The organism is Pseudomonas sp. BR20 (assembly GCF_050780135.1).
In the GTDB taxonomy this organism is placed as follows: domain Bacteria; phylum Pseudomonadota; class Gammaproteobacteria; order Pseudomonadales; family Pseudomonadaceae; genus Aquipseudomonas.
Genome location: NZ_CP172012.1, coordinates 5254002 through 5270192 on the forward strand (window position 1 = coordinate 5254002; position 16191 = coordinate 5270192).

Below are 16191 nucleotides of genomic sequence, written 5' to 3' on the forward strand. Positions count from 1 at the left end.
GGTCTAAGCGGCGCATAACGAGGGCTCTAAGGTTCAATCAGTAAGAAGTTGCTGCCGGGTTTTGCTGGAGCAGCTGTAAGAAAAGCGACACGTCACCTTGCGATACTGAAATACACCGGCACGCATTTGACGCTCAGGAATAACAACAAAAGGCAGTCAGCCATGTTCAAACATTCGAAAGTACGTCAGGCGGGACTTATTCTGTTCGCCACCACCCTGATTCTGATCTTGCCCAACCTGACCAAGGTTATTGGGTAAAGGTCAGCCCCCTCCATTCTGTGCACTTATTGCATCAGGATTACAGCTTTTGGCAGCACCTGCCGGGACTTCGTGCATAGCGATCCTGTGCGGGGGCTGCCTTTTTACGCGCGTTTTTCCGGTATCGTGAGCCCTATCACCACTTAACACGGGGCCGCCGCCTTGAAACCGATCTTCGCATTCCTAGCCGTGTTGCTCGCCCTGCCCGCTTCGGCGGCGCAATTGACCGTCGAGCTGGATCACACCCGCAAGACGTGGCAAACCGCTGACCTGCTCAAGCATCCGGACGCGCAGACAGTGCAGGTCGTTGATGACGTTTCCTACAAGCGCAACATGACCTATCGCGCAGTACCGCTGGCAGTGCTCTTACCGGATATCCAGCCCGATAACCATCTGCAAGCCGTTGCCCTGGATGGATTCGCCGCGGAACTGACGGCCGCACCGTTGCTGCAAAAAAACGGCGCCCGCGCCTGGCTGGCCGTGGAAGACCCGGCCCACCCGTGGCCCCCATTGGCAGACGGCAAGCCGAGTGCCGGGCCGTTCTACCTGGTGTGGACCGATCCGCAGGCCGGGCATATCAGCCCGGAGCAGTGGCCGTTCCAGATTTCCGCGATCAAGCAGTTGAAGACCGTAGCTGAACGTTTTCCCGCGTTGTTGCCCGACCCGACATTGGCGGTCGATGATCCGGTCAACCAGGGCTTTGCGCTGTTCCAGAAGAACTGCCTGGCCTGCCACCGCCTCAATGGCGCCGGCGATGCACAGGTGGGACCCGACCTGAATGTGCCCTACAACCCTACGGAATATTTCAGCGGCGACTTCCTCAAGCGCTATATCCGCGACCCGCAGAGCCTGAGGCACTGGCCGCAGGCGAAGATGCCAGCGTTCGCCGCCAGTGTGTTGCCTGACAGCGAGCTGGAGTTGCTGGTGGGGTACTTGAAGCATATGGCGGGGCGTAAACAACAACACTGACCCCACCTTAATCTCTGTGGCAAGCGGGTTATTGCTGCTGGACCAGGACCACCGGCGTCGGCGCCACGAACACCTTGGCATGCATCTGCTCATGCCCACCGCCACGGCGCATGCCGCGCACCGGGCAAGCGTCGAGGTAGTCCAGGCCCACAGCGAGTTTCAAATGCCGCTCCGGCCGGGCCAGTTGGTTGGTCACGTCAAAGCTGTACCAGGCGTCATCCAGCCAGGCTTCGGCCCAGGCGTGGCTGGCCAGGTGGGTGCTGTCTTCCGTGTACAAATACCCCGACACATACCGCGCAGGAATGCCCAGGCTGCGCGCGCAGGCGAGGAACGCATGGGTATGGTCCTGGCACACCCCCGCCCGCCCAGCGAAGGCCTGGGCGGCGCAGGTGTCGACTTCGGTGGCACCCGGCGTGTAGACCATCGACTGGTTGAGGGCGTGCATCAGGTCGATCAACGCGCTGCGATCACGCCGCTGGTGGCAATGCTGTTGCGCAAAGGCGCGCAGGGCTTCGTCGGGCTCGGTCAGGCGGGTACAGCGCAGGAACGGAAAGGCTGACTGGCTCTCGTGTTCAGCCTCACGCAGCTCATCGATATCCACCTGGCCACGGGCGCCGATGATGATCGCGTCGTGGGGTTCGTCCAGGGTCAGCACGTGCAGGATGTTGCCGAACGGGTCAATCTGCGCGCGCACCGGGCGTGGCAGGTCCAGTTGCCAACTGAGCACATGCTGGCGCTCGCTGTCGTGGGGCGTGAGGCGCAGGTACTGGATGCTGGCGCGTACCTGGTCGTCGTAGTGGTAAGTGGTTTCGTGACTGATGGAGAGTCTCATGCAGCCTCCAGGTAGGAACTGTAGATGGCGTCGCCCAACTGGCGAACCAAGGGGATAAAGTCGGTAAGCCAGGCGTGCAGGCCTTCCTCGAGGATTTCATCGATGGCGGTAAACCGCAGGCGCGCGTCCATCTCGGCGGCCAGGCGCTGGGCCGGACGGCCGTTGATGCCGGGCAGGCTGGCGAGGATCTGGTCGATCTCTTCGCTGCAGGCTCGCAGCGAGCGCGGTACATCGGCGCGCAACAGCAACAGCTCCGCGACTTGTCGGGCCCCAGGGGCGTCGCGGTAGATCTCGGTGTAGGCCTCGAACGACGATAACGCGCGCAGCAAGGCACTCCATTGATAGTAGGCGTGGGCGGTGCCATCGGTGACGGCGTCGGCCTGGTCGCCGGCCATTTCATAACGCGCATCCAGCAGGCGCAGGGTGTTGTCGGCGCGCTCGATAAACGTACCCAGCCGAATAAAACGAAAGGCGTCATTGCGCATGATGGTGCCGTAGGTCGCCCCCCGAAACAGATGGGAACGCTCCTTGACCCACTCGCAAAACCGGCTCATGCCGTAGCGGCTGAGACCCTGCTGTGAGATTTCGCGAATATCCAGCCACGTGGCGTTGATGTTTTCCCACATGTCCGCGGTAATTCGCCCACGAACGGCATGGGCACTGGCCCGCGCGGCGCCGAGACAACTGTAGATACTGGCCGGGTTGGCCGCATCCAGTGCGAAAAAATGCAACAGGCGTTCGGCATGCAATTCACCGTGGCGCTCGCGATAATCATCCAGCGTGCCGGTGATCAACAGCGGCATGGCCAGTTCATGCAGGCCATCACCGCGCCCATCCTGGGGCATCAGCGACAGCGAATAACTGACATCGAGCATGCGCGCGAGGTTTTCAGCGCGTTCCAGGTAGCGCGACATCCAGTACAAATCCGAGGCAGTTCTACTCAACATGGCATCAGTCCTCGACCACCCAGGTGTCTTTGGTGCCGCCGCCCTGGGATGAATTGACCACCAGCGACCCTTCGCGCAGCGCGACACGGGTCAAGCCGCCGGGTACCACCCGGGTTTCCTTGCCGGACAACACGAACGGGCGCAGGTCGATATGGCGCGGCGCAATGCCGTTTTCGACAAAGGTCGGGCAGGTGGATAAGCATAGGGTTGGCTGTGCGATATAGGCGTGGGGCTTGGCCTTGATGCGGGCGCGGAAGGCTTCGATTTCAGCGGCCGTGGACGCCGGCCCCACCAGCATGCCGTAGCCGCCGGAGCCCTGGGTTTCCTTCACCACCAGGTCCGGCAGGTTGGCCAGCACGTGTGACAATTCGTCGGGCTTACGGCATTGGAAGGTGGGAACGTTCTGCAGGATCGGTTCTTCATCCAGGTAAAAACGGATCATCTCGGTGACGAAGGGGTACACAGACTTGTCATCCGCCACCCCGGTGCCGATGGCATTGGCCAGCACCACATTGCCCGAGCGATACGCCGCCAGCAGGCCGGGCACGCCGAGCATGGAGTCCGGGTTGAACGCCAGCGGGTCGAGGAATGCGTCGTCAAGGCGACGGTAGATCACGTCCACGGCTTTGGGGCCGTCGGTGGTGCGCATGAATACGCGGTCGTCGCGCACAAACAGATCCGCGCCTTCCACCAACTCCACACCCATTTCCCGGGCTAAAAACGCATGCTCAAAGAACGCGCTGTTGAAGCGCCCCGGGGTCAGTACCACCACGCTGGGGTTATCCAGGGGGCTGGCACTTTTAAGGGTATCGAGCAGCAGGTTGGGGTAATGATCGATCGGCGCGATACGCTGGGCGGCGAACAACTCGGGGAACAGGCGCATCATCATCTTGCGGTCTTCGAGCATGTAGCTCACGCCGCTCGGTGTACGCAGGTTGTCTTCCAGCACGTAGTAGGTGCCGTCGCCATCGCGTACGAGGTCGACCCCGGAGATGTGGGAATACAGATCGCGGTGCAGGTTCAGCCCCTGCATCGCCAACTGGTATTGCTCGTTAGCCAGCACCTGTTCGGCGGGAATGATCCCGGCCTTGATGATGCGTTGGTCGTGATAGAGGTCGGCGAGAAACATGTTCAGCGCCTTGACCCGTTGGATGCAGCCACGTTCGACCATTCGCCATTCGCTGGCGGGAATGCTGCGAGGGATGGTGTCAAAAGGAATCAGGCGCTCGGTGCCCTGCTCGTCCCCGTAAAGCGTGAAGGTGATCCCGGCGCGGTGAAACAGCAAGTCGGCTTCGCGCCGGCGCTGGGCCAGCAGTTCAGCGGGGGTTTCGGACAACCAGCGGGCGAACTCGCGGTAGTGAGGGCGAACCTGCCCTGCCCCATCGTACATTTCGTCGTAATAAGTGCGGATCATGCCGTACTCCTTGTCACCCGGACGCAAGAACCATCGCAAGGCCCGTGCCAGCGGCATAAACACTTAAAAATCAGTGGGTTGAATATAAGCAAAGACCTGATCGCACCGTCCTGGTGCGCAGAATCCCCACTGCACTGCTGCACGCTTCATGGCAATGCAAGCTTTGGCTATCAACAGCATAGTCAGAGTTGATTTCACTGCCCACGCAAGCCTGCGGATAATCGGCCCCATCAGTTGAACAGGACACGTCCTACAGCCTTACCCATCCCGCACTCGGTACCTTGAGGCTCGTGTACTGACCGGCTCCTACGGTCTTCCCTTTCAGCCACCCTTTTCGGGTGGCTTTTTTTTTGGTGCAAGAAAGGGCAGCGCAAGTTCCGCAAACCTTCACGCAGCCCATACAAAATCGGCCGACCCTAAGGTCAGCCGATACGCTGCGTTGCTCATACAGTCGCGCTACATGGGTAACCCACGCACCTCCTGCTTGACGCCCCATCCTTCGATGATCCCTCCCAGCGGCTCGACCACCGCTTCAAAGTCTTGCTCGAAGTCTCCTATGCCGTCGTAGGTTGCAAACATGATCTTGCTCAGTTCCAAGTACCAGGCGCCATCGTCGCGCGCGCTGACTTGGGCATTCAGGGACTCGCCACGAAATTCACCCGCAGCCCTGCGCGCCCGTTCCTCATCCGGGAAAATGGCGTAGAACTCAATGGGGTGGAAACGTGAAAAGTCGAAGCCGCCTTCTTTCATGCGGCGCAGAACGTTGGTGCTGATGTCTTCTTGATAGGCTGTGCTCATGAAACGTCCTCCTCAAACCGATGGATAGACTTTCCGTGCTTCCCAAAGCCCGCGCGCTTACGGCGCGGGTACCACGGCAACAACATCACCACGGGAAAACAAGCATGTAGCTGACAAGACCAGACCTTAGCGATTCATTCGCTGATCTCACTTGCAGAGTAGCGCGAAGCTATCACCTCCACCAGAGGTGCTTGAATGGCATACAGGGAATATTCAGGCGGCGGGAGAGATGTCGAGGATTTGAATACTGTTCTGGTCTTTGAGGATCTTGACCGTTGGCTCGGGTTTGCGCCCCTCAAGATCATTGAGGTCCAGTTCGGCGGCCACCGGCACCAACTTGTTGCGAATCATGTGTGCCGCATCTTCGAGGCTGGGCTTCTGCTCGCAGGTGAACTGCTCCACGGACTGTACGCCGTGATCATCAACGAAGGTAATCTGCCACTTTTGCATCGGTGCCTCCTCGATAAAACCCGTGTGTGGGTTCACAACTATCTGGACCTTGAGGGCTCGGCAAACGTTCCACTCAGGTCAGGAGGCACCGGATCAACTGCGTTTATTTTTCAGCGTGTTCTTTCAAGGCTTTCAAAGTGTTGAACGGCGCCTCCACCACGAACTTGTTGGCCAACCACGACGGGACGCTGCCGCCTGGCTCGGTGTGTACCTGGTAGGTGACTTCGGTCTCATTGGCGCCTTTAGGCACCAGTTTCCAGAAGCCCTCGACCTGGGCGACACGCACGTAGCCTTTTTCTTCGGGCTTGTAGGTCGGCACGCCCTGCAACTTGCGGGTTACGCTGCCGTCGGCGTCCTTGGTGGTGGTGACATGGATGTACGAATCACGATCGGTCACCGGGAACGGCGCCTTGAACTGGGTGTAGGTCCAGGCCTCATCGCCTTTCTTGTCGACCAGCTTCTGGGATTTGCACTCATGAATCCACGAACAGGCGCCGACCACATCTTCCTGCAGGGCCTGGATCTTGGCGACAGGCGCCTTGATCACGGTCACACCGCGATACGCCTTGTATTTGGAGCCCGCGACTTCGCTCAGGGACACCTTGATACCGTCTTCATCCTTGGCGACTTGCCAATCCTCAGCCTGGGCAGTGGCAGCAAATAACAGCGTAAAACCGCACAGCACAGCCAGTCGTTTCAGCGAACCCATTGTTGTATTCCTTATTGTTGAAGTTCCAATAGTAAAGCCCATCAAGCCGCCGTCATCTGCTCCCACCAGCCGATCAACCGGATCGCATCGGCCTGGTCGGTGCCGCAGACATCGATATCCGCCTTGAAATCACTGCACACCGCCGGGCGCTCCGGTTGGCCGAACAGTTGGCACAACTGTTCGACCGACAGGTGCAGGCAGCGTTCGCCCGCCGGTTTGCCATTGGGCATTCCGGGTAAGGGCGAACTGATGGAGGGGGCGATGCAGCAGGCGCCACAGCCTTCACGGCAATTCATGACCAGCAGGTCCTCGACGACTCAATAGGGATGGCCGGGCTAGAGTACGCCCTTAAACAGCCGTTTTAAAATGGTCTAACAGGGGTTTTTCGCACAAAACAAAAGTGACCGATCAGTCTGCGACAGATGGTCGATGGCCTGCGTCACTTCGTAGGAAAAAGTTTACTGCTTGAACTCAAACTCCAACGCAGCACCTTCCACTTCACGGCGCTCTTCGTTGCGCAATTGCAGCTTCATCTCATTGCTGAGCAAACGGCCGTTGATCTGGAACGCACTGTTGTCGGTGGGCTTTTCACCGAACATCGGCGGCAACAACGGCACGCTTTTGGGCTTGGGCACGGTACCCAGGGGCTGCAGATGCCTGACCATGTCCGAAGGCAGGGACAAATCCAACTGTGCCGGTGGCAGCTTGGTTTGCGCCACTTCCTGGGCTGACTTGGATTTTTTCGCCGTCGACGCCCGTTTTTTTGCCGTGGTGGTTGGCTTCTTCGCGCCGGGGGCTTGCTTGGCGGAGGTCGGTTTTTTTACCGGGGCATCCTGCTGGGTATTGGCAGCGGGCTTGTTTTCAGCCACGGGTGCCGCCGCCAGCACTGTGCTGACGTTACACAGGCTCAACAGGCCAATCACCAAAGCAGCGCGAACAATCGAGGTCATATTGCCTACAGCATTAACGGCAGAGGGCCATATGCTCGCTTGTTGTGCGCGGCATGACAAGCACGGTGATCAGCCAGCTATCGGCGTTGTCCCTTTTCGACACCTCAAAAGCCGGCTGCGGTTTCCTGGCATAACTGGCTGGCCAGCATCCCCAGGGTCATCAGCGCGCGCTCTGCTTCGCGGTTCCACGGTGTGCCGCAGTTAAGGCGAATACAGTGGTTGAACTGCTCGGTGTTGCTGAAGATCAACCCCGGCGCAATGCTGATGCCCTGTTGCAGGGCACGCACGTGCAGTTCCTGAGTATTGACCCGCCCAGGCAAACTGACCCACAAGATAAAGCCGCCCGTCGGACGGGTCATCTGGGTGCCTTCCGGGAAATACTGCTGCACCGCCAGTTGGAAGGCGCTGAGATTCTTGCGGTATTCCTGGCGAATGTAACGCAGGTGCCGATCGTAGCCGCCGTTCTCCAAGTACGCCGCCACGCCCATCTGGGTGACGCTGCATGCCGAGTGGGTGCTGAACATTTGCAGGCGCTGGATTTCCTGCTGGTACTTGCCGGCGATCATCCAGCCGATGCGCACACCCGGCGACAAGGTCTTGGAGAAGCTTGAGCAATAGATGACCCGGTCGAGGCGGTCGTAGGCCTTAAGGGCCTTGGTGCGGCCGAGTTCGAACATCAGTTCGCCGTAAATATCGTCTTCGACAATCTGGATATCGAAATCCGACGCCAGGCGCAGCAACTGTTTCTGCCGTTCCTCGGGCATGGTGCCGCCCAGGGGGTTGCTTAGGCGGGTGGTCAGCACCAGGGCCTTGATCGACCATTGGTTGGCGGCCAGTTGCAAGGCTTCCAGGCTCATGCCGGTAGACGGGTCGCTGGGGATCTCGATGACCTTGAGGCCCAGCAGGTCGGCCAGTTGCAGCAAGCCGTAATAAGTCGGTGATTCAGCCGCGATCAAGTCGCCGGGGCGTGTGAGCACCCGCAGGGACATCTGCAATGCATCAACACAGCCATGGGTGATCACCACTTCGGAAGGGTCCACCACCACGCCGGCGTCACGCATGCGAATCGCCACCTGGCGGCGCAGCGGCTCGAAACCGGGGCTGAACATGTAGCTGAAAGCGCGTGGGCTCTGGAAGCGCGTGACCTTGGCCAATTGCTGGTGCAGCGCCCGTACCGGCAAATAATCGACGCTCGGCACGGCGGCGCCCAACGGGAATACGCCTTCGCGGCGCGACTCGCCCAATACCTGCTGGATAATGCTGCTGCGGGTGACCAACCCCGGGCGCTCGACCCGCGCGATGTCCGGCGTCGGCGCCGTCAGCGCTGGCGTCTGGTGCACGTAGTAACCGGACTGCGGCCGCGCCCGGATCAGCCCCTGGTCTTCCAGGTTGGCATAAGCCTGCAATACCGTGGCGTGGCTGACATTGAGCTGGGAGCTCATCTTGCGCACCGAAGGCACGCGCTCACCCGGTTGATAGACACCGCGACGGATATCCTCAGCCAGTTGCTGGGCGATACGTTGGTAAAGCAACAGATTGGTCATGACGCAGCACTCGATTTCACGGGTATTTTATTTTTGTGTGAAACATACCGGCACAGTTTAGAAGTGTACGGGGACAGTTGCCACAATAGTCGAGCGCGGCTGGCAGTGATAGCAAAAACTGTAAGGGTGGCGGATAGAATTTTCAGGGGTGTGCAGAAAAATGTGGGAGGGGGCTTGCCCCCGATGACGGAGTGTCAGTCACCCAAAATATTGACTGAACCACCGCTATCGGGGGCAAGCCCCCTCCCACACTTTTGATTTGCGCAAGGCTTCAGCGCGCGGCGCCCAGTTGGCCTTTCTCGTCGGAGAACACTATTTCCACGCGACGGTTCTGCGCGCGGCCACGTTCGGAGGCGTTGGCTTCCACCGGGTACTGGTCGCCGTAGCCCTCAACCTGGATGCGTTTTTCGTCGATCCCCAGATCCACCAGCACATCGGCCACCGATTGCGCGCGATCACGGGACAGTTTGAGGTTTTCCTGCTGACCGCCCGTATTGTCGGCATACCCCTCAATGCGCACCACACGCTTGGGGTTCAGTTGCAGAAACTGCACGATTTTCAACACGGTGCGGTTGGCCGAGTTTTTCAACTCCGCTTCACCGGTATCGAACAGCACGTCGCCCAGGGTCATCACCAGGCCACGATCAGTCTGGGTGGTGGTCAGGCTGGCGATCTGTTCTTCCAGCCATTTACCCTGCTGCTGCACGCTGATCAGCTTGCTTTCACGCAGGGCCAATTGCAGGCGCTGGCGTTCCAGTTCGAGCTTGGCAGCACGTTCTTCGTTGAGTGCCTGCTCGGTGTGTTCGCGGGCAATGGCGCTGTAGCGCTGGCTCAGGTAGGCGTAATGCACCACGTCGGCACCGCTGCCCCAGTAGCTGGACAAGCGGTCGGCCCGTGCCAGGGATTCACCGGCGCGGATGACGTCCTTGGGTGCGATACGCAGCACGTTGGCGTCTTCCTTGACCTTCTGGAAGTCGCTGCCCGCCTGTTGCAAGGCCTGTTCGCCATTGGTGTGGCTGGCACAACCGCCGAGTGCCGCACTGCCCAACAGCACGGCACACCCCAGACCACGGATCATCGGGTTCATTGGGCTTCTCCCAGCTGCAATTGCTTGCGCAGGCGCGTGATGCGGGTGTTGAGCACGTTCAGTTGTTCCTGGCTCTTGCGGGTCAGGACTTGGGCTTCGGCCAGGCGCGCATCCAGCTCGGCCTGTTCGGCCTGCATGCGCGCGTCCTTGTAGGATTGCTCGGCCATGTCGGCCTTGGCCCGGGCGAATTTGTCCTCGGCCAGTTTAAGTTCGGGTGATTCATCGGCGCTGGCGCCCACGGCGTTGGCTTGTACCAGGGCTTGCTGGGTAAGACGAATTTGTTCATTCGGCGCAGGATCGGCTGCACATCCCGCCAGAGCGACAACGGCGAGGGCCGCGAAAAAAGGTCGAAGAGTCACTGAAAATCCCTACTTTGTTGGGGTGCCGACGGGCTGTTGCAATTGCGCTTTCCAACGCTCCAGATTGCGCTGCAACGCGGCTTCCGTCACACCAGACCCGCGCAATTCTGTCATCTTTTTGGCCAGCTGTCCGCGCAGCCAGGGATCATTGCAGGCCGAGTTGTGGGAAATCGCCAGGTACAGGCCGGGCTGATCGACGGGCACATCGCGGGCTACCAGGTCATTGCTCATGCCCAAGGTCTGGGCCATGGCCATGCCGGAGTAACGTCCGGCCAGTACGTAGTCCACTTCCCCCAACAGCAGTTTCTGAAAGGCCGGGGTCAACGTGGGCAGGCGTTGCAGGGTCAGTTGCTGGGCGGCGAAGGTTTCAAAGTCGCGGCTCAAGCGCGCACGTTCCGACACCGCGCCCTTGTGGCCATGCAGGTCGGCCGCCGTGGTGTAGGCCAGTGCCGAATCCTTGCGGGTCCAGACCAGATAATCGAGCTGCACCAGCGCCGGGTGGATGTAGTCGAGGGTTTCCAGCTCGCCAAGGTTCAGCGGTGCATCGGCGAGGATGTCCATGCGCCCGCTGCGCACTTCGTCCAGGGCCTGGGAGCGCTTGCCACCGTAGAGCAGGTCGATTTTCAACCCAAGATCCTTGGCCACCTGTTGCAATACGTCGGCGGTGGCACCGATCAGGTGCGTCGGGTCTTGGGGATCGCGCCACAGCAGCGGCGGTGCGTCCGGGCTGCCGGTGATCACCAGGCGATCACATTTGCCGGCGGCCAGGGTCAGGCTCGGCAGCAGCGTAAGTCCCAGCAGTACGGCCCAGGGGCGCAGTTCCATGGCGGTTTCTCCGGTGTTCAAAAAAGCCAGGCAAAAAAAAGCCCGGTCACAAGACCGGGCTCTTTATAAGTGAAGCGGCTGGATTAGACCAGCTTCTCCAACTCAGGTACGGCTTCGAACAAGTCCGCCACCAGGCCGTAATCGGCCACCTGGAAGATCGGTGCTTCTTCGTCCTTGTTGATCGCGACGATCACTTTGGAGTCTTTCATACCGGCCAAGTGCTGGATCGCGCCGGAGATACCGACGGCGATGTACAGCTGTGGCGCAACGATCTTGCCGGTCTGGCCGACCTGCATGTCGTTGGGTACGAAGCCTGCGTCGACGGCCGCGCGGGAGGCGCCGACCGCAGCGCCCAGCTTGTCGGCCAGGGCGTACAGGTGCTTGAAGTTGTCACCGTTCTGCATGCCACGGCCGCCGGAAACGACGATCTTGGCAGCGGTCAGTTCAGGACGGTCCGACTTGGCCAGCTCTTCGCCGACAAAGCTGGAGGTACCAGCGTCGTGGGCAGCAGCAACGGCTTCAACGGCAGCCGAACCACCTTCAGCGGCAACCGGATCGAAACCAGTGGCACGCACGGTGATGACTTTGACGGCAGCGGTCGATTGCACGGTAGCGATGGCGTTACCGGCGTAAATCGGACGCTTGAAGGTGTCGGCGCTTTCTACCGAGATGATCTCGGAGATCTGGTCAACGTCCAGCTGTGCGGCAACGCGCGGCAGGATGTTTTTGCCGTTGGAGGTGGCGGCAGCCAGGATGTGGCTGTAGCCAGCGCCGAGCTCTGCTACCAGAGGGGCGACGTTTTCCGGCAGTTGGTGAGCGTAAGCGGCGTTGTCGGCCAGCAGTACTTTGCTCACGCCAGCGACTTTGGCTGCGGCTTCAGCCACGGCGCCAGCGCCTTGACCGGCGACCAGTACGTGGATGTCGCCACCGATTTTAGCGGCAGCAGCAACAGTGTTCAGGGTGGCCGGGGCCAGCACCTTGTTGTCGTGTTCAGCGATTACCAAGATAGTCATTTTTAGATTACCTTCGCTTCGTTTTTCAGTTTCTCGACCAGTTCAGCCACGGACTTGACCTTGATGCCTGCGCTGCGTGCAGCCGGCGCTTCGACTTTGACGGTCTTGTTGGTGGAGGCGGTGGAAACGCCCAAAGCATCCGGAGTCAGCACTTCGAGAGGCTTCTTCTTGGCTTTCATGATGTTTGGCAGGGACGCGTAGCGCGGCTCGTTCAAACGCAGGTCGGTGGTGACGATGGCCGGCAGCTTCAGGGAAACCGTCTGCGCGCCGCCGTCGATTTCGCGGGTCACGGCAACGTTGTCGCCGCTCACTTCGACTTTCGAAGCGAAGGTGCCCTGGCCATAACCGGTCAGTGCAGCCAGCATCTGGCCAGTCTGGTTGTTGTCGCTGTCGATCGCCTGTTTGCCGAGGATCACCAGCTGAGGCTGTTCCTTGTCGACAACGGCTTTGAGCAACTTGGCCACGGCCAGGGAGGTCAGCTCTTCAGCGGACTCAACCAGGATAGCGCGGTCGGCACCCAGTGCCAGGGCGGTACGCAGCTGCTCTTGAGCAGTGGTCGGGCCGATGGAAACCACAACGATTTCAGTCGCCACGCCTTTCTCTTTCAGGCGTACGGCTTCTTCCACGGCGATTTCACAGAAAGGGTTCATCGACATCTTGACGTTAGCAAGGTCGACGCCGGAATTGTCCGCCTTGACGCGAACTTTCACGTTGTAATCGACAACGCGTTTGACAGCTACAAGAACCTTCATGGATTCCTCGTTACTCTCCGGTGAAAAGAAAGTCGCCTAGGCGAACCTGGCGGTTGATGCTCATCGGCACACAAGGGCACCTCCAAAAACGGCGGCGAATGACCTTGCTCACGGGAAATGATGACCGTTCGTCAGTGGTGACTGGGAGGTCATTCTTTATCGCGGCGTGTAAACTGCGCGCTATCAATTAAACGCGCGTCACCTGTTTTGCCTTTGCCGTGCTTTTGGACGTGCTCTTGAAACCTACAGTCTGCCTACGGTCTGTGCAAAACCGACCGTATATTGACCGGAACGCCTATTCTGGTCAATACGGCAAAATGGCCAGTCATAAGCCGCGTTGCTTTGATTTACCTAGCCTGCGGGCAATTCAAACAAACGTTTGTATTGGACGCTGACAGTGGTCTATATATAATGCGCCACCTAGAGAGACAGGTGGGTCATCCCCTGCCGTTGCGCACGGTGATGACGGACACGACACCGAACCTCCACCCATTAGAAAAAAAGCCTGTTGAGCCTTGAGTAGGAGATAGCCTGTGGAACGCGAATACATGGAATTCGACGTGGTCATCGTCGGCGCTGGCCCGGCGGGCCTGTCTGCCGCCTGCCGACTGAAGCAGAAGGCCGCCGAAGCCGGTAAGGAAATCAGCGTCTGCGTGGTCGAGAAAGGCTCCGAAGTGGGCGCACATATCCTTTCCGGTGCCGTGTTTGAACCACGTGCCCTGAACGAACTGTTCCCGGACTGGAAGGAACTCGGCGCCCCGCTCAACACCCCCGTGGTGCGCGATGACATCTATGTGCTGCGCAGCAGCGAGACCTCCACCAAGGTGCCTGACTTCTTTGTGCCCAAGACCATGCACAACGAAGGCAACTACATCATCTCCCTCGGTAACCTGTGCCGCTGGCTGGCCCAGCAGGCCGAAAACCTGGGCGTGGAAGTCTACCCAGGCTTCGCCGCCCAGGAAGCGCTGTTCGATGAAAACGGCGTGGTGCGCGGGATCATCACCGGCGACCTCGGCGTTGACCGTGAAGGCCAGCCAAAAGAAGGCGTCTACACCCCGGGCATGGAACTGCGTGGCAAGTACACGCTGTTCGCCGAAGGCTGCCGTGGGCATATCGGCAAGCAGTTGATCCAGCGTTTCAACCTGGACAGCGACGCCGACGCCCAGCACTACGGCATCGGCCTCAAGGAAATCTGGGAAATCGACCCGGCCAAGCATCAGCCAGGCCTGGTGGTACACACCGCCGGTTGGCCGCTGGACATCATGAGCAACGAGAACACCGGTGGCTCGTTCCTCTATCACCTGGAAAACAACCAGGTGGTCGTCGGCCTGATCGTCGACCTGTCCTACAGCAACACCTTCCTGTCGCCGTTCGATGAGTTCCAGCGTCTCAAGCACCACCCGGTGCTGGCCCAGTACCTGGAAGGCGGCAAGCGCATCAGCTACGGCGCACGCGCCCTGGCCAAGGGCGGCATCAACTCGTTGCCGAAGATGGTCTTCAAGGGCGGCGCGCTCATCGGCTGCGACCTGGGCACCATGAACGTGGCCAAGATCAAGGGCAGCCACACCGCGATGAAGTCCGGCATGCTCGCTGCCGATGCCGTGGCCGAGCGCCTGTTTGCCGACTCCGAAGGCGGCGATGAGCTGACCAACTACGTCGACAGCTTCAAAGCCAGCTGGCTCTACGAAGAACTGTTCGCCAGCCGCAACTTCGGCCCGGCGATGCACAAGTTCGGCCCGATCATCGGCGCCGGCTTCAACTGGTTCGACCAGAATATCCTCGGCGGCAAGATGCCGTTCACCCTGCACGATACCAAGCCGGACTACGCCTGCCTGAAGCTGGCCAAAGACAGCCAGAAAATCGACTACTCGAAACCCGACGGCAAGTTGAGCTTCGACAAGTTGAGCTCGGTGTTCATCTCCGGTACCAACCACGAAGAAGAGCAGCCGTGCCACTTGAAGTTGAAAGACCCAAGCATCCCGATCGGCACCAACCTGCCGCTCTACGATGAACCGGCGCAGCGCTACTGCCCGGCCGGCGTGTATGAAGTGATCACCCAGGAAGACGGCGAGAAGCGCTTCCAGATCAACGCCCAGAACTGCGTGCACTGCAAGACCTGCGACATCAAGGACCCTTCGCAGAACATCACGTGGGTCACACCGGAAGGTGCGGGCGGGCCGACTTACCCGAATATGTAACGCAAACGAGGCTCCCAAATGGGAGCCTTTTTTATGGCCCACATTTGGATTGTGCTTTTGCCTGAAATGACTATGCAGCCCGCTCTTCGCCAGGGTTGCGCTCGAAGTAGCGCTTGTACTCGCGACTGAACTGCGACGTACTCTGGTACCCCACGCTGTGCGCCGCCTGCGCGACGCCCATGCCTTCCACCAGCAGCAACTGCTGAGCCTTGAGCAAGCGCAAACGCTTCAAGTACTGTACCGGCGACAACAATGTGCAGCGTTTGAAATGCTCGTGAAACGTCGACGCACTCATATGCGCATACCCCGCCAACGTCTCGATATTCAGCGGCTCGGCGTAATGGGCATGCAGGTGGTTCAACGACGTGGCGATTCGCGAGAACTGCCCTTGCTGTTCCACCAACGCGCGCAGCACATCGGCCTGGGGCCCGCGCAAGGCGGTGAACAACAATTCGCGCACCCGCGCCGGGCCCATGATCCGGCTTTCCAGTGGATCGTGCAGGCACTGCAGCAGCCGCTCGACGCAGCCGCGCATGGTGTCATCCAGGACCACCGAACTCATCGACTCCAGGGTTTGCGCGGTCGGCGGCGGCCCGGCCTGCATGCCCATGGCGATCACCAATTCACCCAGCACCACGCGGTCAATGCCCACGGTCACCCCCAGCAGCGGCGCACCGGGCGCCATGGCGAATGTCTCGCACTCGAACGGCACCGGCATCGCCTGGATCAGGTAGTGCCCGGCGCCATACTCCAGCGTACGCGGGCCCAGGTAGGCGACCTTGCTGCCTTGGGCCACGAACATCAGGCTCGGCTCGTAGATCTGCGGGCCGCGCGCTACGTCGCAACTGGCACGCAGTACTTGCACGCCCGGCAGGTGGGTCGGGGAGAAACCGTCGCGGGACGTCAGCCCCTCGATCAGGGAAACCAGCGTGGCGTTGGCATCAAGATGGCGGGTCAACAACATGGCAAAAAACTTCGCGAAAAAGGGATGAGAGCATCATCGCAGGTCTGGCGACCAATGAATCCAAACAAGGGGCACTGCCGGACGAATAGGCATGAGACTCGGAGCAATCACCATGGCCGTTT

The 16191-nt window shown here is 60.0% G+C and carries 17 protein-coding genes; 2 read left to right on the forward strand and 15 right to left on the reverse strand.

Going from position 1 to position 16191, the window contains the following annotated elements; genetic code table 11:
• Positions 1-420: 420 nt before the first annotated feature.
• Entirely contained in the window at positions 421-1227 is an 807-nt protein-coding gene (locus tag ACHPFG_RS24155; RefSeq protein WP_131699722.1) for a c-type cytochrome, read from the forward strand.
• 28 nt (positions 1228-1255) lie between these two features.
• Here the strand turns inward: ACHPFG_RS24155 and ACHPFG_RS24160 are convergent, their stop codons facing one another.
• The 14 genes from ACHPFG_RS24160 to ACHPFG_RS24225 all read right to left on the reverse strand — a co-directional run bounded on the left by ACHPFG_RS24160 (position 1256) and on the right by ACHPFG_RS24225 (position 12907).
• Positions 1256-2059 (reverse strand): transglutaminase family protein, encoded by an 804-nt coding sequence (locus tag ACHPFG_RS24160; protein WP_431700621.1) that lies wholly within the window; start codon positions 2057-2059, stop codon positions 1256-1258.
• Positions 2056-3006 carry an alpha-E domain-containing protein gene (locus ACHPFG_RS24165; protein ID WP_053139428.1) on the reverse strand — a complete coding sequence of 317 codons (951 nt, stop codon included), beginning with the start codon at positions 3004-3006 and terminating at the stop codon, positions 2056-2058. Before ACHPFG_RS24165 ends, ACHPFG_RS24160 begins: the two co-directional genes overlap by 4 nt.
• A gap of 4 nt (positions 3007-3010) precedes the next feature.
• Positions 3011-4420, reverse strand: coding sequence for a circularly permuted type 2 ATP-grasp protein (locus ACHPFG_RS24170; RefSeq protein WP_131699724.1), 1410 nt, complete (start codon positions 4418-4420; stop codon positions 3011-3013).
• A 456-nt stretch (positions 4421-4876) separates the two neighbouring features.
• The gene (locus tag ACHPFG_RS24175; protein WP_015885395.1) at positions 4877-5218 is read right to left on the reverse strand and encodes a ribonuclease E inhibitor RraB; all 342 of its coding nucleotides are present in this window, start codon (positions 5216-5218) and stop codon (positions 4877-4879) included.
• Between the two features lie 213 nt (positions 5219-5431).
• Positions 5432-5668, reverse strand: coding sequence for a hypothetical protein (locus ACHPFG_RS24180; RefSeq protein ID WP_048731221.1), 237 nt, complete (start codon positions 5666-5668; stop codon positions 5432-5434).
• A gap of 103 nt (positions 5669-5771) precedes the next feature.
• Positions 5772-6377: an START domain-containing protein gene (locus tag ACHPFG_RS24185; RefSeq protein WP_431700622.1), complete on the reverse strand. Its 606-nt coding sequence runs from the start codon at positions 6375-6377 to the stop codon at positions 5772-5774.
• A 41-nt stretch (positions 6378-6418) separates the two neighbouring features.
• On the reverse strand, positions 6419-6673 hold the full coding sequence (locus ACHPFG_RS24190; protein ID WP_017527406.1) for a YkgJ family cysteine cluster protein: 255 nt from the start codon (positions 6671-6673) through the stop codon (positions 6419-6421).
• 162 nt (positions 6674-6835) lie between these two features.
• A complete protein-coding gene (locus ACHPFG_RS24195) occupies positions 6836-7327 on the reverse strand; it encodes a translation initiation factor 2 (RefSeq protein ID WP_431700623.1) in 492 nt (163 codons plus the stop codon).
• 104 nt (positions 7328-7431) lie between these two features.
• Positions 7432-8871, reverse strand: coding sequence for a PLP-dependent aminotransferase family protein (locus ACHPFG_RS24200; RefSeq protein ID WP_017527404.1), 1440 nt, complete (start codon positions 8869-8871; stop codon positions 7432-7434).
• A gap of 271 nt (positions 8872-9142) precedes the next feature.
• Entirely contained in the window at positions 9143-9958 is an 816-nt protein-coding gene (locus ACHPFG_RS24205) for an OmpA family protein (RefSeq protein WP_431700624.1), read from the reverse strand.
• Positions 9955-10317: a DUF4398 domain-containing protein gene (locus tag ACHPFG_RS24210; RefSeq protein ID WP_131699728.1), complete on the reverse strand. Its 363-nt coding sequence runs from the start codon at positions 10315-10317 to the stop codon at positions 9955-9957. Before ACHPFG_RS24210 ends, ACHPFG_RS24205 begins: the two co-directional genes overlap by 4 nt.
• A gap of 9 nt (positions 10318-10326) precedes the next feature.
• Positions 10327-11142, reverse strand: coding sequence for a substrate-binding periplasmic protein (locus tag ACHPFG_RS24215; protein WP_431700625.1), 816 nt, complete (start codon positions 11140-11142; stop codon positions 10327-10329).
• A gap of 83 nt (positions 11143-11225) precedes the next feature.
• Positions 11226-12155 (reverse strand): electron transfer flavoprotein subunit alpha/FixB family protein, encoded by a 930-nt coding sequence (locus ACHPFG_RS24220; RefSeq protein ID WP_098478899.1) that lies wholly within the window; start codon positions 12153-12155, stop codon positions 11226-11228.
• Between the two features lie 2 nt (positions 12156-12157).
• The gene (locus ACHPFG_RS24225; RefSeq protein ID WP_065924817.1) at positions 12158-12907 is read right to left on the reverse strand and encodes an electron transfer flavoprotein subunit beta/FixA family protein; all 750 of its coding nucleotides are present in this window, start codon (positions 12905-12907) and stop codon (positions 12158-12160) included.
• Between the two features lie 533 nt (positions 12908-13440).
• On the opposite strand from ACHPFG_RS24225, the gene ACHPFG_RS24230 reads away from it, so the two are divergent.
• Positions 13441-15105 carry an electron transfer flavoprotein-ubiquinone oxidoreductase gene (locus tag ACHPFG_RS24230; protein ID WP_431700626.1) on the forward strand — a complete coding sequence of 555 codons (1665 nt, stop codon included), beginning with the start codon at positions 13441-13443 and terminating at the stop codon, positions 15103-15105.
• 70 nt (positions 15106-15175) lie between these two features.
• Here ACHPFG_RS24230 and ACHPFG_RS24235 read toward each other — a convergent pair whose 3' ends face one another.
• Complete coding sequence (locus ACHPFG_RS24235; RefSeq protein ID WP_131699732.1) at positions 15176-16069, reverse strand: AraC family transcriptional regulator; 894 nt, start codon at positions 16067-16069, stop codon at positions 15176-15178.
• Positions 16070-16191: the final 122 nt, after the last annotated feature.

Coding starts and splice junctions, on each gene's coding strand:
- ACHPFG_RS24160 (WP_431700621.1), bottom strand. CDS start 2,059: ATGAGACTCTCCATCAGTCACGAAACCACTTACCACTACGACGACCAG.
- ACHPFG_RS24165 (WP_053139428.1), bottom strand. CDS start 3,006: ATGTTGAGTAGAACTGCCTCGGATTTGTACTGGATGTCGCGCTACCTG.
- ACHPFG_RS24170 (WP_131699724.1), bottom strand. CDS start 4,420: ATGATCCGCACTTATTACGACGAAATGTACGATGGGGCAGGGCAGGTT.
- ACHPFG_RS24175 (WP_015885395.1), bottom strand. CDS start 5,218: ATGAGCACAGCCTATCAAGAAGACATCAGCACCAACGTTCTGCGCCGC.
- ACHPFG_RS24180 (WP_048731221.1), bottom strand. CDS start 5,668: ATGCAAAAGTGGCAGATTACCTTCGTTGATGATCACGGCGTACAGTCC.
- ACHPFG_RS24185 (WP_431700622.1), bottom strand. CDS start 6,377: ATGGGTTCGCTGAAACGACTGGCTGTGCTGTGCGGTTTTACGCTGTTA.
- ACHPFG_RS24190 (WP_017527406.1), bottom strand. CDS start 6,673: ATGAATTGCCGTGAAGGCTGTGGCGCCTGCTGCATCGCCCCCTCCATC.
- ACHPFG_RS24195 (WP_431700623.1), bottom strand. CDS start 7,327: ATGACCTCGATTGTTCGCGCTGCTTTGGTGATTGGCCTGTTGAGCCTG.
- ACHPFG_RS24200 (WP_017527404.1), bottom strand. CDS start 8,871: ATGACCAATCTGTTGCTTTACCAACGTATCGCCCAGCAACTGGCTGAG.
- ACHPFG_RS24205 (WP_431700624.1), bottom strand. CDS start 9,958: ATGAACCCGATGATCCGTGGTCTGGGGTGTGCCGTGCTGTTGGGCAGT.
- ACHPFG_RS24215 (WP_431700625.1), bottom strand. CDS start 11,142: ATGGAACTGCGCCCCTGGGCCGTACTGCTGGGACTTACGCTGCTGCCG.
- ACHPFG_RS24220 (WP_098478899.1), bottom strand. CDS start 12,155: ATGACTATCTTGGTAATCGCTGAACACGACAACAAGGTGCTGGCCCCG.
- ACHPFG_RS24225 (WP_065924817.1), bottom strand. CDS start 12,907: ATGAAGGTTCTTGTAGCTGTCAAACGCGTTGTCGATTACAACGTGAAA.
- ACHPFG_RS24235 (WP_131699732.1), bottom strand. CDS start 16,069: ATGTTGTTGACCCGCCATCTTGATGCCAACGCCACGCTGGTTTCCCTG.